Below are 23,619 nucleotides of genomic sequence, written 5' to 3'. Positions count from 1 at the left end.
CCTCTAAATCAATTAACCTTTTTTTCCGCATTCAACTGATCTATATAAGTCCTGCTAAAAATATGAGAACCGTCATTTTGAGCCACATAATAGTAATAATCATGTTTTGCAGGGTTTATAGCTGCTTCTATGGATTTTAAACCCGGATTGCTAATTGGCCCTATTGGCAATCCATAGTGCAAATAAGTATTATATGGTGAATTAACTTTTAAGTCATCAAGAGATAATTTGTCTTTGTGCTCTCCTAAAGCATATTCCACAGTAGCGTCAATCTGCAATTTCATGTTTTTATTTAGCCTGTTGTATATTACACCAGCAATAAGTGGTCTATCTTTGTCTATTTTAGCTTCTTTCTCAATCATTGATGCTATTATCACAATTTTGTCTGTAGTCATGCCAACATTCGTCTCTTTCCCTTTTATATAAGATTTATATATTTCATCAAACCTTGACAGCATGAGATTTATAATATCATGAGCACTGGTTCCTTTCTTTATAATATATGTGTCAGGAAAAAGATATCCTTCTAAACGGTCTGGTCTATCTTTAGGAATATCCTTTAAAAACTCATAATTAAACACGCCATTTTGAGCTTCATTCATAAAATCGCTTTTCTTTACTATCCCCATCTGTTGCAAGCGGTCTGCAATCTCACTTACAGTAAATCCTTCAGGTATAGTAAATTTAACAGTGTCTAATACAACCTTTCCTTCTTTCAACTTCTCAATTATCTCATCCGTAGTCATATTTGAACTTAAAAGATATTTCCCCGCTTTCATTTGGACGCCATCATCGTAAAACTTTGAACGAAAAATAAAAAACCACTCACTTTTTATTAAGTCTTTATTTCGCAATATCTTAGCTATTTCTAAAGTCGACGCACCTTGTGGTATGATAACTTCTTTTTCAGTCGAATTATTATCAACAGGCTTAAATAGACTCTCATAATATATAGCCGCTGATATGATAAAAAAAACTACAATAACAATAGCAACAAGAGATCTTTTCTTTACTTTCCCCTTTACATTTATCATCATGAGCTCTCCTCAAATCAAAAATCGACACTTTATACAAAGATTATATAATTATATACAAATAAAAACAAGTAAGGTTTTTAGCCTACTTGTTTTTATTTGTTATTTTAAATTAACAACATCCATTATAATCTTTGTAATGTCATCCATTATCATAGAAAAACTGTATTCTGCAGAAAGATAAGCATTTAATTCGGGATTTAAGCTCAGTATATCATAAAGCTTTTTCAGCATTTCTTCATCTTCTTTTGTTATTTCTTTTCCCGTCAGTTCTTTCGTCTGAATTTCTAATTGTTTTTTTCTAAAATCTTCTAACATTTTTTTATTTTGCTCATTTGACTCAATTTTTTTGAATGCATCTTTAAACGCTTTATATTCAGGCAGCTCTTCTATTGCTCTTTTTAATTCATACGCTTTATCGTATACGTTCATATCTTAATCCTCCTATATTTCCATTATTATAGGTAATATCATTGGATTTCTCTTTGTTTTTTCATATAAAAAGCTGCTTAAACATTCTTTAATCATAGTCTTTATAGATGACCATTCCGTTATATCATCCTTTTCACACTGTGAAAGAGTTTCTTTAACAAGATTTTTGGCTTCCTCCATCAAATCTTCTGATTCTCTCACATATACGAAACCTCTCGATATTATATCAGGTCCAGCGATTACAGAACCTTTTTCTTTAGATATAGTAACAACTACCACCAATAAACCATCTTGAGAAAGATGCTTTCTATCTCTTAAGACTATATTTCCTACATCGCCAACGCCTAAACCATCAACCAATACTTTGCCTGCAGTTACTGTACCGGCAATCCGACCTGAATTCTTTGTAAATTCAATCACTGTACCGTTATCAGCAATAAATATGTTTTTAGGATCCATGCCAAGATCTTCGGCTAACTTTGCATGTTGCTTCAAATGCCTATATTCTCCATGTACGGGAATAAAAAATTGTGGTCTTATTAGTGTGTGGAGCAATTTGATTTCTTCTTGGCATGCATGTCCAGATACATGTACATCAGCCAATGCATCGTATATTACTTCTGCGCCTTTTTTGAACAGTTGATTTATCACCCTTGATATTAATTTTTCGTTACCAGGTATGGCAGAAGCAGATATTACAACTGTATCACCCGGCACTATCTCAACCTTTTTGTGTTCTGAAGATGCCATTCTTGTCAACGCTGACATGGGCTCTCCTTGGCTGCCAGTGGTAATAATGACCACTTCACTATATGGAAGTTTATTGGCTTCATCGATGTCTATAAGTGTACCTTCTGGTATGCTTAAATACCCTAATTCGTTGGCAACATTAATGACATTTATCATACTTCGCCCTGAAATCGAAACTTTTCTTCCATACTTATAAGCAGAATCAATTATCTGTTGGACGCGATGAATGTTTGATGCAAATGTAGCTACGATTATCCTCTGTTCAGCTTTTCTAAATATATTGTCAAATGTGTCTCCAACAGTTCTCTCAGACATCGTATAACCTGGTCTCTCGATATTTGTGCTATCACACATCATGACAAGAACACCTTGTTCTCCTAATTCGGCAAATCTGTGAAAATCAGCCACTTCTCCACCAATTGGAGTAAAATCTATCTTAAAATCACCAGAGTGAAACACAACTCCAACAGGTGTATGAATAGCCAGTGCTGCCGAATCAGCAATGCTGTGAGACGTTCTTATAAACTCTACTCTAAGTTGACCAAACGTCACTGTCTCTCGAGGTTTTACCGTTACCAATTTGCTATCTCTTAAAAGCCCATTTTCTTTTAATTTGTACTCAACTAAGCCAAGCGTCAAACGCGTCCCATACACAGGAACATTTAATTGCCTTAAAACATAAGGCAAAGCTCCAATGTGGTCTTCATGCCCATGCGTTAAAACGATAGCTTTAACTTTTTCTTTGTTTTTTAATAAATACGAAATATCCGGGATGACAAGGTCTATCCCCAACATCTCGTCATCAGGAAAAGCAAGACCGCAGTCAATGACAATAATGTCGTTTCCGTACTCAATTACAGTCATATTTTTCCCGATCTCATTTAACCCGCCCAAAGGTATGATTTTTAATTTTGTCTTATTTGTCAAATACATGTCTCCCTTCTTCGTTAATATCGCTAATAATATTTTAACCAACAACAATAAAACATTACCCGTACAACACACTAATTAATTGTATTATACTTTATTTAGTGCTCATCTTCAAGTGGATATAAAAAATTAAGCCCGTCAATCTGACAGGCCTAATTTTTATTTTGTTTGCACTTGCTACAATACCCAAAAAATTTTACATTGTGATCGATAATTTGAAAGTTTTTCGTATTTTCTATCGCTTCTTCTAAGTTTTCTAACAAATCCCCTTCCATCTCTATCACACTACCACATTTTAAACAAATCAAATGGTGGTGCTGATGATCTTCATTGTGATAAAGCTCATATCTGCTGCGTCCATCATCAAAGTTTAATTTGTATATTATGCCCATTTCATCAAAAAGCTGTAAAGTCCTGTAGACAGTAGCAAGACCTATCTCTGGATATTTTTCCTTTACGAGATCATATATTTCCTCTGAAGACAGATGCTTTTCGCGATTTTCTATTATAACGTCAAGTATTGCCCTTCTCTGTGTTGTCAACTTAAATCCCTTTTGCTTCAAATTCTCCTTTATATCATCTATTTCGTTCACTTTTTCACCACCTTACATTTTACCTGTTTATAAAAGTTTATGCATTACATTCTCAATTGTCAACTATTTTTGCAAAAATAAAATTAGATGTATCATTAATATAACCTTATATTAACACAAAAAAAGATGTATTTTCAATTGAAATTAAAAATATTTTTATAAATCCTTTATTTGCACATAAATCATCAATCTTTTAAGATAAATAACGTATTTTTTGAAAACGACAATAAAAAGGAAAGTTTTGATGGTGTTATTTCCCAGGTAATATTTGTTATATAGGAGAGTTTTGCTTAATAAAAATAGATATACCTTCAAGGTATATCTATTCGTCATCATGATGGTGGTGGCAGTCACAATCATCATCACATTCATATTCTTCCAATAATTCGTTGTAAGCTTCTACTACATCATTAAACTCATCTTCGTCATCTATTCCGACAAATATGTCTTCACCATTTTCATCTTGCTCAACTCTCAAAATATACGCATCATCGCTGTCACTGTCTATAGGTGCAACAACAGCATACCTTGTGTCATCAAGTTCAAAAGATGAAATTAGTTCAAAATCTACTTCATTGCCATTTTCGTCGATAAGCTCAATAATGTCATTATTAAATTCGTTATCCAACAAAATCACCTCATTTCTTATACCGATAATCCCATTGTAGTATACAAAAAATTTCCTGTCAAGTTAAATTGATTTCCTTTTATAATCAAGATACCCTTGTAGAATTATCGTGGCTGCCAGTTTATCTATGACTTTCTTTCTCTTGTCCCTTCTCATGTCAGCATTTTCCACAAGCATCCTATTAGCCTCGACTGTCGTCAACCTTTCATCCCACAACATTATAGGTAAATCAATTTCTTTTTTTAAATACTCCACAAAATTGATCACTTTCTGCCCTTGAGCTCCTATTGTACCATTCATATTTTTAGGAAAACCAACGACAATTTCCTCTACTTTAAACGCATCTATAATCTTCTTTATCTCAAATACATCGTTATCTAAACTTTCTCTTCTTATGGTTTTAATTCCTTGTGCTATAAGCCCTGATGGGTCACTAACAGCAATACCTATGGTTTTATCACCAACGTCTAAACCTATTGTGCGCAATTCTACTCTCTCCATTCACGCATACAATACGCCTCACACTTATAAGACGTGTGAGGCTAAACTCTATTTCTCTAAATAATTTTTAACTAATTCCTCAACTAATTCATCTCTCTCAATCTTTCTTATAAGATTTCGAGCATTTTTATGGCTTGTTATATATGTAGGATCACCTGACAAAATATAACCAACTATCTGATTTATAGGATTATATCCTTTCTCCAACAAAGCATCATATACAGAATTCAGTATGTCTTTTGCTTTACCGTCTTCATTTTCAAAATGAAATCTTACGGTTTCATCATTGCGGTCAGCCATTTTTATCACCTCTATGGGATTTTCATTTAATATATTATACGACTATAATATATTAAACTATGAATAGTAGTCAAGTTAAATTTTTATTTAAGTTTTTCAATGAACAAAGATCTTGAAGTTTCTAAAGCTATATTTATCTTTTCTAAATTATTGCCGACACCTTGAGCCATATCAGCTCGTCCACCGCCTTTGCCATCTGCAACTTGGCATATTTCCCTTATGATATTGCCAACGTTAATTCCCCGCTCAACCGCATCTTTCGTCGCCATTCCTACAAAATTAATTTTTTCATCTCTAATTGTAGCAAGTATTATAACAGTGCTTTTTAATCTGTCCTTAAGTATATCTCCCATCATCTTAAGCTCATCTACATCCAAATCATTTAATGTAGCACTAACAAATTTTATTCCATTTATGTCCTCTGCAGAATTAATTAACTTGTCTGACATTGATAACACTACTTTTGATTTTAGCTGTTCCAATTGTCTTTCTAAGTCCTTTATAGTTTGACTTAAATCAGCGATCCTATCCACAATGTCTTTTTCATTAACCTTTAGTATCTGTTCTATATTAGAAATTAATTCTCCTTTTTTGTTCAAAAATTCTAAAGCGCCTAACCCTGTCGCAGCTTCAATTCTCCTGACACCTGCGGCGACACCACTTTCCGCAATGATTTTAAAAGCTCCTATCTGAATAGTATTAGTGACATGAGTTCCTCCACAAAGCTCTTTACTGTAATCAGAAATATTTACGACCCTTACCACATCACCATATTTCTCTTGAAAGAGTGCCATTGCACCTTTTTTGATAGCTTCATCCTGTGACATAATGTCAATCGACACATCGATGCTTTCGTAAATTTTCTCATTAACCTCATCTTCTATCATCTTAATTTCGTCAGCGGTAAGCGCTTGATAATGAGTAAAGTCAAATCTAAGTCTATCTGGCGTAACCAAAGATCCTGCTTGATGTACATGGTCGCCTATAAACTTTCTCAAAGCACTATGCAGTAAATGTGTCGCAGTATGATTTCTTGCTGTGCTCATTCTATTCTTCTCATCTATTATAGCCTCTACTGTATCACCTACATTTAAAATGCCTCTTTCAATAGTGCCGATATGGACAAATTTATTCCCACCAGCTTTTTTGCAATCTTTTATGTTAATATAGACATCTTCACTTTTTATTATGCCGCTGTCTCCAACTTGGCCACCGCTTTCTGCATAAAATGGCGTCGTATCTAAAATAATATTTACTTCTTCTCCCGCTTCAGCAAAATTAACAAGCTCGTTATCCTTTATAATAGCCAAAACTTTCGCATCAGATTTAAATACCTCATAACCGACAAACTTTGTCTCAATATCTTTCATGGTCGAATAAATATCCTTTTCCCAAAGGGCATTATCTTCTTTTCTGCTGCTTCTGGCTCTTAATCTCTGGTTCTCTAATTCCTTTTGGTATCCATCTTCATCTACCGACATACCAGATTCGCTCAATATTTCTTTAGTAAGCTCAATGGGAAAACCATATGTGTCATACAGTTTAAATGCTTTACTGCCCTCCAATACATTTTCTCCTGAAGCCTTCAAATCATTGATATATCCATCAAGTATATCTAATCCTTGATCAATCGTCTCTTTAAATCGTTCTTCTTCTTTTTTTATTACACTTTTTATGTATTCTTTTCTTTCTTGTATTTCAGGGTACGCACCTTTATAATGTTCAACAACAACATCCACTACATCATATAGAAATGGCCTATCAAGTCCTAATAGCTTGCCATATCTTGCTGCTCTTCTTAATAATCTCCTTAAGACATATCCTCTACCTTCATTTGATGGCAATATTCCATCAGATATCATGAAAGTAACCCCTCTAATATGATCCGTAATAACTCTTAAAGATACATCGCTTTTCTTATCAGCACCATATTTTACACCAGCCATTTTACCAACATAATCAGTAATACCACGAATTACATCAACATCAAATATGCTGTCAACCTCTTGCATTATGGTCGCTATTCTTTCAAGCCCCATACCTGTATCTATATTAGGCTTGGGCAGTGGATTGTAGTTTCCTTCTGCATCTTTGTCAAATTGCGTAAACACAAGGTTCCAAAACTCAATAAATCTGTCGCAATCACAACCAACACCGCAAGTAGGCTTCCCACAACCCTTGTCCTCCCCTCTGTCAAAATATATTTCTGAACACGGTCCACATGGTCCTGTTCCAATCTCCCAAAAATTATCTTCTTTACCCATTCTGACAATTCTATCTGGTGGAAGTCCAACAACTTTATTCCATATTTCAAAAGCCTCATCATCGTTTTCATAAATAGTCACCCATAATCTATCTTCTGGCAATTCTAAGACTTTCGTCACAAACTCCCATGCCCATGGTATTGCTTCTTTCTTAAAATAATCACCAAAAGAAAAATTGCCCAGCATTTCAAAAAAAGTCCCATGCCTTGCCGTCTTTCCAACTCTATCTATATCAGGAGTCCTAATGCATTTCTGACATGTAGTAACTCTTTTGCTTGGTGGAATTTCCTTACCGGTAAAATACGGTTTCAAAGGAGCCATTCCAGCATTGATAAGCAGCAAACTTTTGTCATTTTTGGGTACAAGTGAAAAACTTGGCAATCTCAAATGTCCTTTGCTTTCAAAAAAACTAAGATATTTCTCCCTTATCTCATTCATTCCGAGTTTTTCCATAAATATCCTCCTTATGTTTACAAAAAAACGCCCTACAAGGGACGGCAGAAACCTTCTCTTTTTATGTATATTTTACAAGAAAGCCTAATTAAAGTCAACAATTGCAATTATAACTCCATAAAAATATCCTTAAATATCACTTTTGCCACAGCTACGACAGGAACTGACAAAAGCATACCTAATATTCCGAAAAACTGCTCTCCTACCAAAAGAGCAATTATGACTGTTATAGGGTGCAAATCTACATTGTCGCTCATTATTTTGGGGGCTATTATAGCACTTTCGATTTGCTGTACTAAAAAAAATACAACGAATGACCATACGCCTTTATAAAATGAATCCATAAGCCCCATGACAACTGCTGGAATCGAACCTAATATAGGTCCGAAATACGGTATTACATTTAATATGCCAGCTAATATACCTATTAACAAAGAATACTTTACTCTTAATGTCATCAGTCCTATTGACGTCAAAACTGTCACTATTAATGAAATATATATTTGGCTTCTAATATAATTACTTAAGACATAGTCAATATCTTTTAAAATCTTCAAAAAAGTTCCTCTCATTTTTTGTGGTATAAACTCGTTAATGCCATTTTTTAAAACTTCTTTGTCTTTTAGTAAGTAAAAAGTAATAATAGGTGATAATATCAAATTTACAAGATGACTTGTCATCGAGATAATGCCTTGCATTGCTCTGTCAACTATCAATTCCATTTGCTTATCAAACATATTTGCTCGCTTAATGAATATTTTATTAAATTCTTTTGGCAAGTACGATAAATAATCATTTTTAATATTATTAACTTTGTCATTCAATAGGCTAATATAATCCGGTATCATTTTAAAAAGATTCGATATTTCATTCACAATTACTGGAAATATAAAAATAGCAAAAAGTGATAATACAATCATCAGCAAAAAATAAACAATTATTATAGATTGTACTCTTTTTATACCTTTTCTTTCAAGGTATGTCACAATTGGATTTATGAGATATGCAAGTATAACAGAAACCAACAATGGTAACAAAATTTCTTTTATTTTATTTGCATTCCTATAAAAAAAATACAAAACAATAAATGCTATAATTATCCATATAATGTATTTAATATATCCTTTGCATATTCTCATATAAAACACCTTTAAATAAAAGGGCTAAAAGCCCTTTTACATTTTATTTGCTCTGTGAGCAATTTTAGTTAACCCCATCTGAATTAATTGTCTAACCCTTTTTGAATTGATTCTCGGTAAAATAAATGCCGCTGCCGCCGCACCAGTTAAAAAACCTTTTAAATATTTTCCTTTGTCATCCATAATAACCCTCCTATCTTAAATTTCAATCAAGCGTAAATCTGCAAGTGCAAGAACTTTTATTTCAACATATCGATGATTTTAGTATACCACTTTTTTAAATTAGTAAACCTATCATTTTATTATTTCCAATATAAAGATGACGATATAGAATAACCGGATAATATTACCAAAAGTCCTATTACATTCGATGATATTATATTCCTATTTAAAATTCCATTAAACGATAAAATATAAATCATAGCAGACGGTAACATGAAAGGAATGAAGTTCCATATATCAAATTTTAATTTGCTGCCATTAATAGGTTTATATAACAACTTTGAAAAGCCTATCAAGATCCCAAAAACAAAATAAATTAATGACATGCTCAAAAATTCATTGCGTGCATTTAGCATCTGTGAAAACATTAAATCTACTTTTTTGATTATTAAATTACCGACTAACAAATAAAAATACACTGAAATAATATAAAGTTTTTTAATCATATAACATATTAACTCCTTAAATTTTATTATATTTTTTATTAGATGAATGCCTTTTTCTTATTGGGCTGTAACTGCATTATTTCTGTTTTTGTTAAAATTAGGGAACCGCTGCCAAATTGATTATTAACTCATTCTCAATCTCTAACTCAAAATCAATATCAATATATTAGCCAATAATCTCTCTTTAGCTATAAATGGCTTTATGATTTTAAATGTGTACTTAAATTCACCTTTCTTCATAATAACGTGTCTTTCCTTTAAAATTTTCCCTTCCGTAGATTTTTTTATTCATATCTTCATGATGTACCAAATACGTTATAGGAAAATGTGATATCGAACATAATATATTTAATAGAATGACAACAATTATTACTTTTAAAGTTTTATTCTTCACAATAATTGTTTCTAAAATTTTGTAATAAAGAACCACCCTAAATAAAAATTCTTCTTCTAATGCTACAAAAACAAAATAAAAATTTTGAAATAATATCGTCACGAAGTTTCCAGTATTCCACACAAAATAATATCCAATATGAAATGCCTTTGATAATATTATTATAAGAATTATAAGCAACATTGTATAGGCAACTAATTCAAAAAAAGATTTTAAGGTAAACTTTACATATTTTATGTAGTTAAATTTATTTAACAAATATAATGCAAAAACTAGCATCAAAAGCTGTATTCCATAATTCGTCATAGTTGTTAAATATAAGTTATTGTATTTTAAAATGAAAATTTTTATTATGTATATAACTGAAAATACTACTGCAATAAAAGCGCAAACTGTTAAAATTATTTTTATTAATTCTTTTCCTTTTATCATATTATCCTCCATATCTTATAAAAATAATATTGTCTAACTCTGTTCGTATCTGCTAAATAGTCTAAGATAATAGCGTTTAACCATATAATAACTTTCTATTAACATAATTGAAATCACTAAAAGAATAATTTCCTCGTAATGGTAATATCCAATGTCAATCGTTGTTAAAATCGGAAAGTCAAAATAAAAATGCATCATACAAGCTAAGTATATATTTCTACTTCGTAAAAAAAGATAACTGAAATAGATACCTGTTATAAATATTTCAAAAAGTTTAGAAATATTATAATGACGTATAGGATAATGGGCAATTGAGAATAAAATATTTGTTAATATCACGCTAAATACTATTTTTAAGACGTTGCTTTTTAAATTTAATATTTCAGATATTTTAAAATAAAGAGTAATTCTATATAAATATTCTTCTGATAAAGCAACTAAAATAAATAAAATCATTTGTGATATTGCAACAATATAGTCTACCTTGTTCCAGTTTGCAATAATATTCTTAAAATCGAACAACAAAAAAATATTATATATTTTAAATATATCTAGTATATACTTAGTAAATGTCAGCGATAATAACATAAATATAAATGCTTTAATTATAGATTTAAAAGACATCTTAATAAATTTTATATAATTAAATTTTTTTAGTAGAAATATAGCTAAAACTAACAACAAAATTTCCGTAATAAAATTGTAGACTAAATTACTACTTGTCATAACTAATGGATCATTATTTCTTATATTAAAAAAATGATATATACCTTCAAACAAATATATCATTATAAATTGATAAAAATATAAAGCCATGACAAAAATAAAAAATATTAAAATTAAAATATTAAATCTTTTTATCATATATTTCACCTCATTATTCAGTCTAATTTAAAAAAAATACGGAATATATTCGAATACACTGAAAAATAATTAACTAAAACTTCGCACATAAATAATTACTCTGTTCCTTGAAAACTTAATACTTTGCCAGAAAAAAGTAATAGTAATTTACGCAATTATGCACACTTCGGAAGTCTTTCCTTAAGTTCTTTGGGAAACGCAGCCATAAAAGCATTAAGTAATTGGTCCAGATGTTCTGAAGATAACGATAGTTTATCTACTATTGTATCTATGAATACTTGCATAAGCAGATGAAAAGCCTGAATCAACGTAATATCGGACATTTCATCCTGTATGTAGGATAAAAGTATTTCCATCTGACCATCCGAGTGTAAGTAGGCGAAAGCCATACTTGTATGTTTTCTTAGCATGGCCATATACTTTTGCTAGTAGTTCTACTTTTTTAGAGTTAGAGCGTTCGAATAAAAAGTCATCAACAATAAGAACATTTATGCGTTTGTCGCTTGTTAACCCAGTAGTTGTCTCATTTATAATCTATGTACTAAGCCAAGTGGTAAACCGAATCCAATTAATATGAATAGAGTTTATGAATCTGTAAACCGTGTCCTTCTTAAAACCAACCTGATTTGTACCCATTAGCATATTCATAAACATAGATCTATTGATAAAGATCATCATGCAGAATAAGTACTCGAAAATGGAAATAACGGGAATGCCCTTGCTTTTGTAAGCATTCGATAACCTTAAAGCAGCCGAAATTCTATATTTTTTGAAGAAACTTTTAATCGAAGTAGAAACCTTATTATCAATTTGGTTATTTTGTGTTATACTATTCATAGCATGAGCCTCCAGTTTGTTTGTTTTTTGATAATTCAATTATACCAAAAATGGAGGTCTCATGCTATTTTATAGCCAAATAATATTGAATTATCAGGGTACAGAGCTACTTTTATAAGTGCGAAGTTTAAGTCTCTAATATCTAAATCAAAAACCAAAATTTATTACCCTATTCCATCCTTTGTAGTTACAAAGTGTTCCTGCTCACCATATAATAAATAATTTTTAAAAAACAATATTACAAAAAAGTTTACAGAAGCACATATAATGATATTTATCCAACCGGGAATTTTGTCAAATAAAATTCCAAATATCATTTGTCCTAATGGAGTCACTATCATTAAACAAGTACTTATCGTCGCTATTACTCTACCTATTAACTTTAAAGGTATTTCTATTTGCAACATAGTAGTCAAAGCTATATTCCCGATGGATGTAATTAATCCGACAAAAAATATTATTATCATTAAGCTTATGTATGGTTTAAGAATGTAAGTAAATCCCTGCAAATAGATAGGAGAAATTATAAATGACAATAAAAAATATAATATGGAAACCGAAAATATATCCAAGAATAATATTTTACCTAATTTGTATTTTTTTGTAATTATACTAGATATGAATGGTGATGTGATCATAGAAATTGCAAATGTAGATTGCAAAATTCCATATTGATAATCTGTAATTTTTAATATTTGTTTCGATATATATGTTAACCCCACAGATAATATAGGATTTGATGTGAAGTTAATAATTATACCTATAATTAATATATTCAAAATTAGCCTTTTACTTTTAATAAAATCAATACCCGTTAAGAAGTCATTTAAAAACGAATTTAAGTTTATTTTTTCTGGTTTATCATTTGTTTTCTGTATTTCTAACATAGCCTCACACATAAATGAAAGAAGAAAACTTATAGCATTAATTGTCAATATTATGAATATATTAAAAACTTCTAATAAAATACCAGCTATAATGGGTGAAATCAAATTTGCTATATTCATAAACATCGTATTAATACCATTAGCATCCGCTAATTCATAATCTTCTGCAATGGAAGGCATAACTGCTGTTATTGTAGGATTAAACATTGAGGAAATAGTAGAAAGTAAAACTGATAAAATATAAATTTGAGTTAATGTTAAAGCATCATTTATTTTAAAAATAACAGCATAAATTGCAACAATTGTTGCGCTTAGTAAATCTAACATCATAAGTAATATCTTTTTATCAAACCAGTCGGCAATGACACCTGCAATATTACCAAATACTATTTGAGGTACTAAAGTAATAGCCAATACTAATGCAAATTTCGTTGCAGAACCCGTAATTTTTAAAGCGTACAACGATAATGCAAAATTTTGCATTTCACTTCCAATAAGAGATACAAATTTCCCAGTAATAAGAAACAAAAAATTCTTTTTTCTAAAGAGAGAGAGATTCATTTATTTACCTCCCACTTTGTTTAAATAAATTATAATTAATTAGAATATTATCTTTTAAGCTTATTGTTTTGTAACTACACATTGGGCGATTATTATTTTTTATTCTTTCAAGTGGACAACCGCTATTACATATAGGGAGTAAATTGCAATCAATACATTGATTAGGGGTATCAAGAGTAAGCCAATGTACATATTCATTATTTAAAATTATTCCATCTACCAAATTACCTATGCTTCTTTCTTTTATTCCGATCAAGTCCCAACACGTATATAAATAACCTTCAGGATCTATAACATATGAATTGTATGATATTGCAGTACAAAAAAGTTTTCTACAAACTGGATATAAATTATCTAAAAGATTATTAGCATTTTTACTATATAATAATTTTAGCAATTTACTTTCTAACATACCAAAGTCTCTTTGTGAAAAACATTTATTAATGTCTGCTTTACAAGCATTTGTCTGTTTAACTACAGGTGAAAAATAAATTTTTAATTTGTCATCCCAATGTTTTTTATAAATAACAAAATCCATTAGCTGTTCTATATTTTCAAAATTATCCTTGTCAACATTTATTCTTATTATTATATTTAATAATTTTATAGCAGAATCTATATTTTGTACAATTATTTCAAAGCTATCTTCACCATTTTTTAAAATCCTTCTTTTATTGTGAATCTCTTTAAGACCATCTATTGTAATTTGTGCTTTTGTTATATTGCATTCTTCTTTTAACATTTTTACCGTATCAGGATCTAGCAAAGTGCCATTAGTGACAATTGATGACTCATAATCTATATTATTATTATCGCATATATCTATAAAATTTTTTGATAAAATTTTAATTATATTTTTTTCTAAAAGAGGCTCGCCTCCATACCAAAATGTTTTTAACCTCTTTATTTTATTTTCCATAATAATTTTCTTTACAAATTCAATTAATTGTTTAATTACTTCTTCATTCATATTTTTAGCATATTTATCTTCATAGCAATACAGACAATCCATATTACAATTCATAGTAGGTGCAATTGTAAGATTTAATTCTGTATTTTTATACCTTGACAATCTTTCTTCTGCACATATGATCTTGTATTCATCAATATCTTTATCTATTAAAAAACCGTTGTTTTTTAATGCTTCTATTTTTCTAACAATTTTTGCATTAAAGTTCGATAAGTCAATAATTTTTTCAATATCATTATAAATATTTTGTGTTTCTTTATCTAAAATAACTAACGACGTTGTATTAGTGTTAAATAAAAGTAAATTTGATTCATCAATGTAATATTCTACATTATACTTTGATTTTTTTAACATTTTTTCACCTCTTATCAAATAAAATAACTTTACAATTATTCTTTAAACAATCATCTAATTAAGCTCTTATTATAAAGATATATGATAAAGTACAGGTACATAATATTACTACCTGTACTTTATCATTTTGTGTTATACAGTCGATTTAATGATCATCATTTAGCCAATTTGAATTCCACATGCGATAGCATTTCTTTTAGTTGACTTTGTTTTTATGGTTTTCATGATTTTACCCCCTTTTTAATTAAAATTTTGATTCTATCGGCCGATAATTGTTTTATATTAAAGCGCCATTTGTGACACTTTAATATCTACGTTGTATAATTATTATAATTTTCTTTAATTTTGAATATTTACCACATGTCTGAGGAAATTGCACAATCAAAAATAAAAAGTAAATTATCAATATATAGTGTTATAAACAATAAACAAGTACAATATATTGATATATTTAAATATAAATGTTAATTATAAAATTTCCTCATTGCGAAATGTTATTTTATTAACCTAAGGTTTGAAACTAAACTTGAAGAATTTAACCACACTAAACAGGCTTTAAATTTCATTACCCTAACGCTTTTTTCAACAAGTATTCCCGGTCCTGCTTCATCGGCTACAATGTATTTTTGTGGAATTTGCTTAAATGCCATATTTTTATGAGGAATTATGAAAGTATTTGTTAATAAAATCGCTATTGTCAGGATAATTAGAATCAATTTTCTCACTTTATTCACCCCACTGAATTGATAAAATCTTTATCTTTGTTTCTATTTATGCCGTTAAACCAATCGAATTATCTTTCTGGATTTTATTATAGTATCTTTATATTTTTTTGTAAAAGTAGTATAATATTTAAAAATAATTGTAATATTTCACCAATGCTATATATTTTTCTACATTTGCGTTTTTTCTTATACTTTTATATGTCATCAAGTAAAAAATACAAAATTGTAACTAATTGTTACAAGGTGGTGTTATTGTTGGATCTCTACATAGGAAGTAAAATAAAGGCTTTGAGGCTTCAAAAGAAAATTTCTCAAAGCCAATTGTGCGATAATTTTATGAACAGAGTTGTTTTAAGCAAGATTGAGAATAATAAAGCTTTACCTTCCTTAGAACAACTTATTCACATATCTGAAAGGCTTGAAGTACCTTTAAGTTATTTTGTTAATGATATTACATATGATGAATTAATAGAAAATGATAATATATCATCTTCTATCATCAGCGATTTATTTAATAATCAGAATTATTATGAAATAGTGAAATTAATTGAGTACAATCATGATGAATTTTTAAAAATACAAGATTTTAACAAATATTATTATGCTGGCGCGTCTTTTTTTAATATAAAACTATATAATGATGCTTTGAAATATCTAAAAAGATATGTTAATTTATTTCTTAAATCAAAGGAAGATACTCAAAAGCAGAATATAGACAATTTTTGTCAGGCTTTAAATATACTATTTAAAATAATGCTTAAAAATCATGATTATGAAAAAGGAATATGCTATTTAGAACTGGCTAAAAAATATTTATGCGAATTTGATTCTTTGAACCATTCTATCTGCTTTATTATACATAATAATCTTGCTTATCTATATCTTAATACTAACCAATTTCAAAAGGTTATAAATTTGCTGGAAAATTTTATTAATACGCATGACAATTTTATATATGTAAGAGCAATGCCTCATATTTATATGTCTTTAAACATAGCTTGCTATAATGTAGGTAATTATGATAAGTCCATTAAATACATCGAAAAGGCGATATTGTTGTTTAAGTTTTTTGAAGACGAATATGATGCTGGAAGATGTCATCTAAACTATATAAATTCTCTTCGATATAGCGGTAATTTTAATAAGGCTTTTGAAGTGGTCAATAGATGTAAAGATGAATATAAAAAATATAATAAGCTATACTTAAGCTTTTTCATTCAAGAAATGATATTATATTTTAACATCGGCAATTATGACAAAGTAATGGAGATTTCAAGTAATATAGAAGTCCACCAACTCTCTGAAATGAGTAAACACAATTATGAATTTATGATAGGCCATATAAAATATTTACAAAAATCATTTGATGATGCCTATAATTTACTTAAAAAATGTGAGAAGTATTTTTTAGCACAATACTATTATCGCGATTTATTGCTGCTTTATGATGATTTATATAACATTACAAAAGACATTTTTTATAAAGCAAAGCAAAATGAAATCATGAATAAAAATGGGAGAAAAAACATTGTGATGGTTCAGCAATGAATCCATCACACGTAATTATACAAGTTTTTTCTCCTCTTTAACCCTTTCAAAAAGTGGCGACATTTGCCTCAATCTATCTACGATTTTAGGCAGCTTATTTATTACCGTATCGATTTCTTCTTCCGTATTTTCTTCTCCTATGGTAAGTCTCAATGAACCATGGGCTATTTCTTCTGGCAGTCCAATCGCTAATAGTACGTGTGATGGATCAATGCTTCCGGCGGTACATGCAGAACCGCTGGATACGCAGATTCCTTCCATGTCAAGACTTAATATAAGCGATTCGCCATCAACAAATTCGAAAGAAACATTGACATTCCCAGGAAGTCTCTTTATTGGATGTCCATTTAGGCGGGTATATGGTATTTTTAGTATCCCATCAATAAGCTTATCTCTAAGTCTTGTCAACTTCTTTACGTGCTCATCGATGTTTTTAGTGATAAGTTCTATCGCCGTTCCAAATCCCACAATTCCAGCCACGTTTTCTGTCCCTGCTCTCCTGTTTCTCTCCTGCGCACCACCTTGTAAAAGTGTATCAATTCTTAAGCCCTTTCTAATGTAAAGTGCTCCAACTCCTTTAGGCCCATATATTTTATGGGCTGACATTGACAACATATCCACATCCAATTTTTTTACATCGATAGGCACATTTCCAACAGCTTGTACTGCATCTGTATGAAACAATACACCTTTCTCATGAGACACATTTGCAAGCTCTTGGATTGGCTCTATAGTACCTATCTCATTGTTTGCATACATTATCGATGCAAGTATTGTATTGTCTTTTATGGCTCTTTTCAATTCATTTGGATCTACTAATCCATACTCATCTACAGGCAAATAAGTTATTTCAAATCCTTGACTCTCAAGGTATTGGCATGTATGCAGTATTGCATGGTGTTCTACGCTGGATGTTATTATGTGGTTACCTTTGTCTTTTAAGGCATACGCAGTACCTTTTAAAGCCCAGTTGTCTGACTCTGTACCTCCACTTGTAAAAAAAATCTCATCTGCATTAGCGCCAATTGCAGCAGCTACTTTATCTCTGGCTTCTTCAATTGCCTTTTTAGCTTCTTGTCCATAAGAGTAAAGTGAAGAAGGATTGCCAAAGCTATTGCTTAAATACGGCATCATTGCATCTAAAACTTCTTTTTTAAGTGGAGTAGTCGCTGCATTGTCGAGATAAATCCTATTCATAAAAGCCTCCTATATATAATACATGTAAGAATTTTTCTGTATCATTTTTTTATAATCATCAACCATATCCTGTAATGTGATCGAATCAATCACTTTGTTTATAGCATCTCTAATTTTTTCTAATACAACTTTTGTCGGACATCCACCTGATCTGCTGCATTCAAATGGTATATCCTCTACAACACAATCTGAAGGAGCAAGTGACCCTTCCAAAGTTCTAATGACATCCCCTACAGTAATCTTATCAGGCGGAGCAGACAACATATACCCGCCTTGCGCTCCACGTATGCTTTTTACTAAATCAGCCTTTCTTAAAACAGCAATAAGCTGTTCTAAATAATGTTCTGATAGTCCTTCATTTTCAGCTATAACCTTTAAGGATATCGGTCCCTCACCATAATACAATGCAAGCTCGAACATGGCTTGAACTCCATATCTTCCCTTTGTCGATAATCTCATATAGACCCTCCTTAATACCGACTATTCTGCTCGGATTTCTACTAAATAAAATAACATTATAAATTTATTTTGTCAATAATTTATACGAATGTAAAACTAAATTTTATTATATCCTTATAGCAAATAATTATCCTTAACCATTACCGCCATCTTTCAAAAACTTAAGCCAATCTGATATTTTCTTTTCATACCCCATTGCAGATGGACAATAATATTTTTTCCCTATTAATTCGTCTGGGAGGTATTGTTGTTTTACATAATGATTTTTAAAATCATGTGCATACTTATACCCAACACCTCGATTTAAATTTTTTGCATCTTTATAATGGGCATCTTGAAGGTGCTTTGGAACAGCACCAGTTTTTAGATTTTTAATGTCATCAAGTGCACTATCTATGCCCATTATAGCTGAATTGCTTTTAGGCGCACAGGCAACATAAATTGCAGCCTGTGCAAGTATTATTCTTCCTTCAGGCATACCGATCTGATTTACTGCTTGCATAGCAGATACGGCTATATTAAGCGCATTAGGATCTGCATTTCCAACATCCTCTGCTGCACAAATAACTATTCTCCTTGCGATAAACATGGGATCTTCTCCAGCGTATATCATCTTTGCAAGCCAATATAAAGCAGCATCAGGATCAGACCCCCTCATGCTTTTGATAAAAGCAGAAATAGTGTCATAATGATTGTCACCATTTTTGTCATACTTTAGCACTTTTCTTTGGATACACTCTTGAGCTACTTCAATGTCTATGTTAATTACTCCATTTTCATCTCTCTCTGTAGTTAAAAATGCTAATTCTATCGCGTTAAGTGCCGTCCTTGCATCACCATCAGAATATGCAATTATATGATTTAACGCATCATCTGTAATCTTGATCTTTTCATTTCCAAGTCCACGCTTTTCATCGTTTAAAGCTCGTAAAACTATTTCTCTTATATCATCATCACTAAGAGGGTATAGTTCAAATATCATAGACCTTGATACTAAAGGACGGATAACCTCAAAATAAGGATTTTCAGTTGTAGCACCAATCAAAATTATCGTCCCATCTTCAACATACGGAAGCAGTGCATCCTGCTGCGATTTATTAAATCTATGTATTTCATCAACAAATAATATGGTTCTTTTTCCATACATAGATAATCTATCTTTTGACTCATTTACTATTTTCTTTATATCTGTAACTCCTGATGTTACAGCATTTAATTTTTCAAAGCTTGATTTCGTCGTATTAGCTATTATATTTGCAAGCGTTGTCTTGCCTGTACCAGGAGGTCCGTAAAATATAAGCGATCTGACTTTATCCGCTTTTATAGCTCTATATAAAAGCTTATCATGCCCCAATATATGCTTTTGACCAACAAACTCATCAAGCGTAGTTGGCCTCATGCGATCTGCCAACGGCGCATTGTTTTTTCTAAAATTGTTTTGTGCAAATTGAAACATATCCATGATTTTCACCTTTTACAAACTTTATTCATACATCAGCATTATTATACTATACATATGTATGTATATAAAAGTGATTGCAAATAAAAAATGCCACCTTTAATGATGACATTTATCCACCAAGTGTAATATCTTGTTTTGAATACCATTCAAGGGCATCGTAAAAATGTTGAGGCTTAAAATCCGGCCAATAATCATCAATTACATAAAAATCAGAATATATCGACTGGACAGGCAAAAATCCGCTTAACCTCCTTCTGCCACCCCACCTTATGATTAAATCTATTCGCGATACTTCTTTTGATGAAATTAGATCTAATATATCGCTTTTTTCTCCACTGCTTAAAGCCTTCAATGCATTATTCAAGTCCCACTGCCATCCATAATTAACAAGAAAATTAACCTTCATTTTTCCACTACCAATCTTCTTTCGTTTACAATATGGCAGCAATTCTTGCGGAAACATGGGAGAATTATAGTTTCCTATGACCAAAAGATCTGCATCTTCTTTTTCAAGCATTTTAACAGCATCAATACACGCTTTTTTAAATGCTTCTGTTTGAACAGATGGTCGCTTTGTGTTATCCTGCGTAAATCCATAGAAAGTTAATTCTTTAACGCCAATCTCTCTGCACATCTTATACAATGTTATTCCCGGTTCTAAACCGAATGAATATCCAGCTTCTTTAGGCATATTTCTATTTTGTGCCCAACGCCTATTTCCATCAGGAATAATACCAATATGATTAGGAATTCGATACATTTTGTCCTCCTTTCTTTGCTTTGATATATACAGTTTTTCCAATTTAATATCTATTATACTCTAAGGAATAAATGTTTTTAACTCAACCACCACCTGCTAAAGCAGGTGGGTTGGATATGCCGCTTAAGCAGCTTAAAACTCGCCTAAAGTAAAATTATCATTCTTTTGGTTTTCTTCTATATCTTGATTTTGTATATATTCAATAATCACTTCATCTGTTACATTACCACTACTTGCTGCAAAATATCCTCGTGCCCATAAATGTTGTCCCCAGAATTGTTTGTTAAGCTCCTTATTTTCCATTAGTAACTTTCTTGAACTATATCCTTTTATATATTGCACTAACTTACTTACTGACATATGTGGTGGTGCTGACACTAGTATATGTATATGGTCTTTTGATACATGCCCTGATAATATTTCTACTTCGTTATTTTTACATACCATTCTTATTAGTTCTCTTGTTCTTTCTGCTATTTTCCCAACCAATACCGGTTTTCTGTATTTCGTTATCCATACTATATGATATTTTAGGTCATATGTAGCATGCGACGACTTTCTATAATTTTGCATATTTATCACCTCTAGTTTTATTTTTTACTAGAAGTGATTATTTATTTTGTTGACCTAAAGGTTTCAGCTTAAGCTGAGGGATTTAACCCCATTATACAGACATTAAAAAAAAACTGTTATGCTATAAAAGCGATAACAGTTTTTCTTTTTATATTATAAATTTCTGTTTATAAAATCTTCAAAATCAGATTTTGGCCTTGCTCCTATGATTTTATCCACCATTTTGCCACCCTTGAAAAGTCCTATAGTAGGGATGCTCATGATCCTAAATTGCATAGCAAGCTCGTTTTCTTCATCAACATTGATCTTGCCAACTTTCACTTTCCCTTCATAATCTTCAGCTAGCTCTTCTATTATAGGTGATACCATTCTGCAAGGTCCACACCATTCTGCCCAAAAATCTACCAAAACAGGTATATTCGAATTAACTACCTCTTCCTGAAAATTGTCCTTTGTTATTGTAACTTCAGCCATTTTTCTACCTCCTAATTATATTTTAAAAATTCTTTAATTATTAGCTTTTTCCTATAGATTTATTTTATTCAACAAATAATCTATAAATAAAAAGCTAGAAATCTTTAAGTCATTTCATAAATTTCATAAATGTCTCAACAAGCTCGTCAATCATGTCATCTTGCTTTTCAGTGTTTATAGCATCCTTCACGCACCCAAGAGTATGACTTTTAAGCAATATCTTACCTACGCTATTTATTGCAGACCTTACGGCAGCAACCTGTATAAGGACATCTACACAGTATATGTCTTTTTCTATCATTTTCTGTATTCCCTTTATTTGTCCTTCTATTTTTTTTAGCCTTCTTAGCAAATCGTCTTTTTCATCTTGATATGAATTCATAATTACCTCCCATACCCCTATTAGGTACAAATTTAGTATAATCTTTCCGCAAAAATTTGTCAACATATTTTTCACTTGTACCCAAGTATATCCTTTATAACTTCACCTGCCAATATAAATCCTGCTACAGGTGGTACAAAAGATACACTACCTGGTATCTGTCTTTTTTTGACACAAGTTCTTTCTTTATTTGTGCATATACACTGTTCTTTACAAGTTTCCACGTCCAAAAGAGGTTTTATAGGCTTTTCTTTAGAATAAACAACTTTTAGCGATCTTATACCGCGTTTTCTAAGCTCATATCTCATGACTTTTGCGAGAGGACATATACTTGTATCGTATATATCAGCCACCTCAAATTTTGTTGGATCCATTTTATTAGCTGCACCCATGCAGCTTATAATCGGTATGCCCATCTCATTGCATTTTACTACAAGATCTATCTTTGACGATACTGTATCAATAGCGTCAACAACATAATCGTAATCAGTAGATAATAACATATTGCTATTCTCACTGCTATAAAAGGTTTGATGTGATATAACTTCAAGTTTAGGATTTATTTCTAAAAGCCTTTCTTTCATTACTTCAACTTTCGGTTTGCCAACTGTTTTTCTTGTAGCATGTATTTGTCTATTTATGTTAGTTAAGCAGACTGTGTCATCGTCTACTATTACCAACTTTCCAATGCCACTTCGTGCTAAAGCTTCTGCTGTGTACGAGCCTACGCCACCCATCCCAAAAACAGCGACAGTAGATCTTTTTAATTTATCTAAATTATCTTTTCCTATTAATAGTTCCGTTCTCGAAAAAGCGTGTAACAATGCTGATTCCTCCAATAAAAAATCCCCATAGTGCCGTTAAGTCGGTGGTTTTGAACCTGCTCTCGCAGGTGGGTGCCCTCCTGATAACTTCATATGTCCATTCGAAGATGGCTTATATTCCATTACCAGAGCCCAGGCTCCCTTTTTATAGGTGTTGGCTCAAAACATTACCGCATTTCACGCACACCATAGGGTTTCTAAAAATATATTAGCACATTTTTTAG

The 23,619-nt window shown here is 31.0% G+C and carries 25 protein-coding genes, 1 other RNA gene and 1 pseudogene; 1 reads left to right on the top strand and 26 read right to left on the bottom strand.

Annotated features, from left to right (window positions below; all coding sequences use genetic code 11):
• Window positions 1-8: 8 nt before the first annotated feature.
• The 17 genes and pseudogenes from mltG to JJQ93_RS02995 form a co-directional block, all read right to left on the bottom strand.
• The gene (gene mltG, locus JJQ93_RS03070) at window positions 9-1,034 is read right to left on the bottom strand and encodes an endolytic transglycosylase MltG (RefSeq protein ID WP_274892709.1); all 1,026 of its coding nucleotides are present in this window, start codon (window positions 1,032-1,034) and stop codon (window positions 9-11) included.
• A gap of 102 nt (window positions 1,035-1,136) precedes the next feature.
• Window positions 1,137-1,466: a YlbF family regulator gene (locus JJQ93_RS03065; protein WP_274892708.1), complete on the bottom strand. Its 330-nt coding sequence runs from the start codon at window positions 1,464-1,466 to the stop codon at window positions 1,137-1,139.
• A gap of 12 nt (window positions 1,467-1,478) precedes the next feature.
• On the bottom strand, window positions 1,479-3,149 hold the full coding sequence (locus JJQ93_RS03060; protein WP_085113664.1) for a ribonuclease J: 1,671 nt from the start codon (window positions 3,147-3,149) through the stop codon (window positions 1,479-1,481).
• Between the two features lie 149 nt (window positions 3,150-3,298).
• Window positions 3,299-3,739, bottom strand: a complete 441-nt coding sequence (locus JJQ93_RS03055) for a Fur family transcriptional regulator (RefSeq protein WP_013787920.1) — start codon at window positions 3,737-3,739, stop codon at window positions 3,299-3,301.
• A gap of 322 nt (window positions 3,740-4,061) precedes the next feature.
• The gene (locus JJQ93_RS03050; protein ID WP_085113665.1) at window positions 4,062-4,367 is read right to left on the bottom strand and encodes a DUF1292 domain-containing protein; all 306 of its coding nucleotides are present in this window, start codon (window positions 4,365-4,367) and stop codon (window positions 4,062-4,064) included.
• Between the two features lie 63 nt (window positions 4,368-4,430).
• Complete coding sequence (ruvX, locus tag JJQ93_RS03045) at window positions 4,431-4,853, bottom strand: Holliday junction resolvase RuvX (RefSeq protein WP_085113666.1); 423 nt, start codon at window positions 4,851-4,853, stop codon at window positions 4,431-4,433.
• A gap of 63 nt (window positions 4,854-4,916) precedes the next feature.
• Entirely contained in the window at window positions 4,917-5,168 is a 252-nt protein-coding gene (locus tag JJQ93_RS03040; protein ID WP_085113667.1) for an IreB family regulatory phosphoprotein, read from the bottom strand.
• Between the two features lie 83 nt (window positions 5,169-5,251).
• Window positions 5,252-7,885 carry an alanine--tRNA ligase gene (alaS, locus tag JJQ93_RS03035; protein ID WP_274892705.1) on the bottom strand — a complete coding sequence of 878 codons (2,634 nt, stop codon included), beginning with the start codon at window positions 7,883-7,885 and terminating at the stop codon, window positions 5,252-5,254.
• 107 nt (window positions 7,886-7,992) lie between these two features.
• Window positions 7,993-9,024: an AI-2E family transporter gene (locus JJQ93_RS03030; RefSeq protein ID WP_274892704.1), complete on the bottom strand. Its 1,032-nt coding sequence runs from the start codon at window positions 9,022-9,024 to the stop codon at window positions 7,993-7,995.
• 36 nt (window positions 9,025-9,060) lie between these two features.
• Window positions 9,061-9,207: a hypothetical protein gene (locus JJQ93_RS03025; protein ID WP_013787914.1), complete on the bottom strand. Its 147-nt coding sequence runs from the start codon at window positions 9,205-9,207 to the stop codon at window positions 9,061-9,063.
• Between the two features lie 711 nt (window positions 9,208-9,918).
• Window positions 9,919-10,518 carry a hypothetical protein gene (locus tag JJQ93_RS03020; RefSeq protein ID WP_274892703.1) on the bottom strand — a complete coding sequence of 200 codons (600 nt, stop codon included), beginning with the start codon at window positions 10,516-10,518 and terminating at the stop codon, window positions 9,919-9,921.
• 33 nt (window positions 10,519-10,551) lie between these two features.
• Complete coding sequence (locus JJQ93_RS03015) at window positions 10,552-11,382, bottom strand: CPBP family intramembrane glutamic endopeptidase (protein ID WP_274892702.1); 831 nt, start codon at window positions 11,380-11,382, stop codon at window positions 10,552-10,554.
• Between the two features lie 155 nt (window positions 11,383-11,537).
• Window positions 11,538-11,771 (bottom strand): hypothetical protein, encoded by a 234-nt coding sequence (locus JJQ93_RS03010; RefSeq protein ID WP_274892701.1) that lies wholly within the window; start codon window positions 11,769-11,771, stop codon window positions 11,538-11,540.
• Window positions 11,722-12,219 (bottom strand): annotated as a pseudogene (locus JJQ93_RS13075) (IS4 family transposase); the annotation flags it as partial. The gene JJQ93_RS03010 and the pseudogene JJQ93_RS13075, both read right to left, overlap by 50 nt.
• Window positions 12,220-12,383: 164 nt before the next feature.
• The gene (locus JJQ93_RS03005) at window positions 12,384-13,667 is read right to left on the bottom strand and encodes an MFS transporter (protein WP_274892700.1); all 1,284 of its coding nucleotides are present in this window, start codon (window positions 13,665-13,667) and stop codon (window positions 12,384-12,386) included.
• A gap of 4 nt (window positions 13,668-13,671) precedes the next feature.
• A complete protein-coding gene (locus JJQ93_RS03000) occupies window positions 13,672-14,991 on the bottom strand; it encodes a radical SAM/SPASM domain-containing protein (RefSeq protein ID WP_274892699.1) in 1,320 nt (439 codons plus the stop codon).
• A gap of 494 nt (window positions 14,992-15,485) precedes the next feature.
• Window positions 15,486-15,716, bottom strand: a complete 231-nt coding sequence (locus tag JJQ93_RS02995; protein WP_274892698.1) for a hypothetical protein — start codon at window positions 15,714-15,716, stop codon at window positions 15,486-15,488.
• Between the two features lie 198 nt (window positions 15,717-15,914).
• Here JJQ93_RS02995 and JJQ93_RS02990 point away from each other — a divergent pair, with 198 nt between their 5' ends.
• Window positions 15,915-17,264, top strand: coding sequence for a helix-turn-helix domain-containing protein (locus JJQ93_RS02990; protein ID WP_274894042.1), 1,350 nt, complete (start codon window positions 15,915-15,917; stop codon window positions 17,262-17,264).
• Between the two features lie 15 nt (window positions 17,265-17,279).
• On the opposite strand, the gene nifS is transcribed toward JJQ93_RS02990, so the two are convergent.
• The 9 genes from nifS to ssrS all read right to left on the bottom strand — a co-directional run bounded on the left by nifS (window position 17,280) and on the right by ssrS (window position 23,593).
• Complete coding sequence (nifS, locus tag JJQ93_RS02985; RefSeq protein ID WP_274892697.1) at window positions 17,280-18,461, bottom strand: cysteine desulfurase NifS; 1,182 nt, start codon at window positions 18,459-18,461, stop codon at window positions 17,280-17,282.
• Between the two features lie 9 nt (window positions 18,462-18,470).
• The gene (locus JJQ93_RS02980; RefSeq protein WP_013788221.1) at window positions 18,471-18,920 is read right to left on the bottom strand and encodes an RrF2 family transcriptional regulator; all 450 of its coding nucleotides are present in this window, start codon (window positions 18,918-18,920) and stop codon (window positions 18,471-18,473) included.
• Between the two features lie 133 nt (window positions 18,921-19,053).
• Window positions 19,054-20,382: a replication-associated recombination protein A gene (locus JJQ93_RS02975; protein ID WP_274892696.1), complete on the bottom strand. Its 1,329-nt coding sequence runs from the start codon at window positions 20,380-20,382 to the stop codon at window positions 19,054-19,056.
• 109 nt (window positions 20,383-20,491) lie between these two features.
• Window positions 20,492-21,142 carry a polyprenyl diphosphate synthase gene (gene uppS / locus JJQ93_RS02970; protein WP_274892695.1) on the bottom strand — a complete coding sequence of 217 codons (651 nt, stop codon included), beginning with the start codon at window positions 21,140-21,142 and terminating at the stop codon, window positions 20,492-20,494.
• Between the two features lie 132 nt (window positions 21,143-21,274).
• The gene (tnpA, locus tag JJQ93_RS02965) at window positions 21,275-21,715 is read right to left on the bottom strand and encodes an IS200/IS605 family transposase (RefSeq protein ID WP_085112217.1); all 441 of its coding nucleotides are present in this window, start codon (window positions 21,713-21,715) and stop codon (window positions 21,275-21,277) included.
• 153 nt (window positions 21,716-21,868) lie between these two features.
• Complete coding sequence (gene trxA, locus JJQ93_RS02960; protein WP_085113606.1) at window positions 21,869-22,189, bottom strand: thioredoxin; 321 nt, start codon at window positions 22,187-22,189, stop codon at window positions 21,869-21,871.
• A gap of 109 nt (window positions 22,190-22,298) precedes the next feature.
• Window positions 22,299-22,571 (bottom strand): metal-sensitive transcriptional regulator, encoded by a 273-nt coding sequence (locus JJQ93_RS02955; protein ID WP_013788225.1) that lies wholly within the window; start codon window positions 22,569-22,571, stop codon window positions 22,299-22,301.
• A 71-nt stretch (window positions 22,572-22,642) separates the two neighbouring features.
• Window positions 22,643-23,395, bottom strand: coding sequence for a tRNA threonylcarbamoyladenosine dehydratase (locus JJQ93_RS02950; RefSeq protein WP_274892694.1), 753 nt, complete (start codon window positions 23,393-23,395; stop codon window positions 22,643-22,645).
• Window positions 23,396-23,413: 18 nt separating this feature from the next.
• Window positions 23,414-23,593, bottom strand: a non-coding RNA gene (gene ssrS / locus JJQ93_RS02945) — 6S RNA.
• Window positions 23,594-23,619 lie beyond the last annotated feature (26 nt).

It is taken from the genome of Thermoanaerobacterium sp. R66, from assembly GCF_028895185.1.
Lineage (GTDB): Bacteria > Bacillota > Thermoanaerobacteria > Thermoanaerobacterales > Thermoanaerobacteraceae > Thermoanaerobacterium.
This window is presented reverse-complemented; position numbering and strand designations above follow the sequence as displayed.

Excerpts from the sequence above, each read along its gene's own strand:
- JJQ93_RS03005 (WP_274892700.1), bottom strand. The coding sequence starts at position 13,667 with ATGAATCTCTCTCTCTTTAGAAAAAAGAATTTTTTGTTTCTTATTACT.
- JJQ93_RS03015 (WP_274892702.1), bottom strand. The coding sequence starts at position 11,382 with ATGATAAAAAGATTTAATATTTTAATTTTAATATTTTTTATTTTTGTC.
- JJQ93_RS03065 (WP_274892708.1), bottom strand. The coding sequence starts at position 1,466 with ATGAACGTATACGATAAAGCGTATGAATTAAAAAGAGCAATAGAAGAG.
- nifS (WP_274892697.1), bottom strand. The coding sequence starts at position 18,461 with ATGAATAGGATTTATCTCGACAATGCAGCGACTACTCCACTTAAAAAA.
- trxA (WP_085113606.1), bottom strand. The coding sequence starts at position 22,189 with ATGGCTGAAGTTACAATAACAAAGGACAATTTTCAGGAAGAGGTAGTT.
- JJQ93_RS03000 (WP_274892699.1), bottom strand. The coding sequence starts at position 14,991 with ATGTTAAAAAAATCAAAGTATAATGTAGAATATTACATTGATGAATCA.
- JJQ93_RS02990 (WP_274894042.1), top strand. The coding sequence starts at position 15,915 with ATGTCATCAAGTAAAAAATACAAAATTGTAACTAATTGTTACAAGGTG.
- JJQ93_RS03010 (WP_274892701.1), bottom strand. The coding sequence starts at position 11,771 with ATGGCTTTCGCCTACTTACACTCGGATGGTCAGATGGAAATACTTTTA.
- mltG (WP_274892709.1), bottom strand. The coding sequence starts at position 1,034 with ATGATAAATGTAAAGGGGAAAGTAAAGAAAAGATCTCTTGTTGCTATT.
- JJQ93_RS03025 (WP_013787914.1), bottom strand. The coding sequence starts at position 9,207 with ATGGATGACAAAGGAAAATATTTAAAAGGTTTTTTAACTGGTGCGGCG.
- JJQ93_RS02980 (WP_013788221.1), bottom strand. The coding sequence starts at position 18,920 with ATGAGATTATCGACAAAGGGAAGATATGGAGTTCAAGCCATGTTCGAG.
- uppS (WP_274892695.1), bottom strand. The coding sequence starts at position 21,142 with ATGTATCGAATTCCTAATCATATTGGTATTATTCCTGATGGAAATAGG.
- alaS (WP_274892705.1), bottom strand. The coding sequence starts at position 7,885 with ATGGAAAAACTCGGAATGAATGAGATAAGGGAGAAATATCTTAGTTTT.
- JJQ93_RS03020 (WP_274892703.1), bottom strand. The coding sequence starts at position 10,518 with ATGATAAAAGGAAAAGAATTAATAAAAATAATTTTAACAGTTTGCGCT.
- JJQ93_RS02975 (WP_274892696.1), bottom strand. The coding sequence starts at position 20,382 with ATGGATATGTTTCAATTTGCACAAAACAATTTTAGAAAAAACAATGCG.
- JJQ93_RS03030 (WP_274892704.1), bottom strand. The coding sequence starts at position 9,024 with ATGAGAATATGCAAAGGATATATTAAATACATTATATGGATAATTATA.
- tnpA (WP_085112217.1), bottom strand. The coding sequence starts at position 21,715 with ATGCAAAATTATAGAAAGTCGTCGCATGCTACATATGACCTAAAATAT.
- JJQ93_RS02955 (WP_013788225.1), bottom strand. The coding sequence starts at position 22,571 with ATGAATTCATATCAAGATGAAAAAGACGATTTGCTAAGAAGGCTAAAA.
- JJQ93_RS03060 (WP_085113664.1), bottom strand. The coding sequence starts at position 3,149 with ATGTATTTGACAAATAAGACAAAATTAAAAATCATACCTTTGGGCGGG.
- JJQ93_RS03040 (WP_085113667.1), bottom strand. The coding sequence starts at position 5,168 with ATGGCTGACCGCAATGATGAAACCGTAAGATTTCATTTTGAAAATGAA.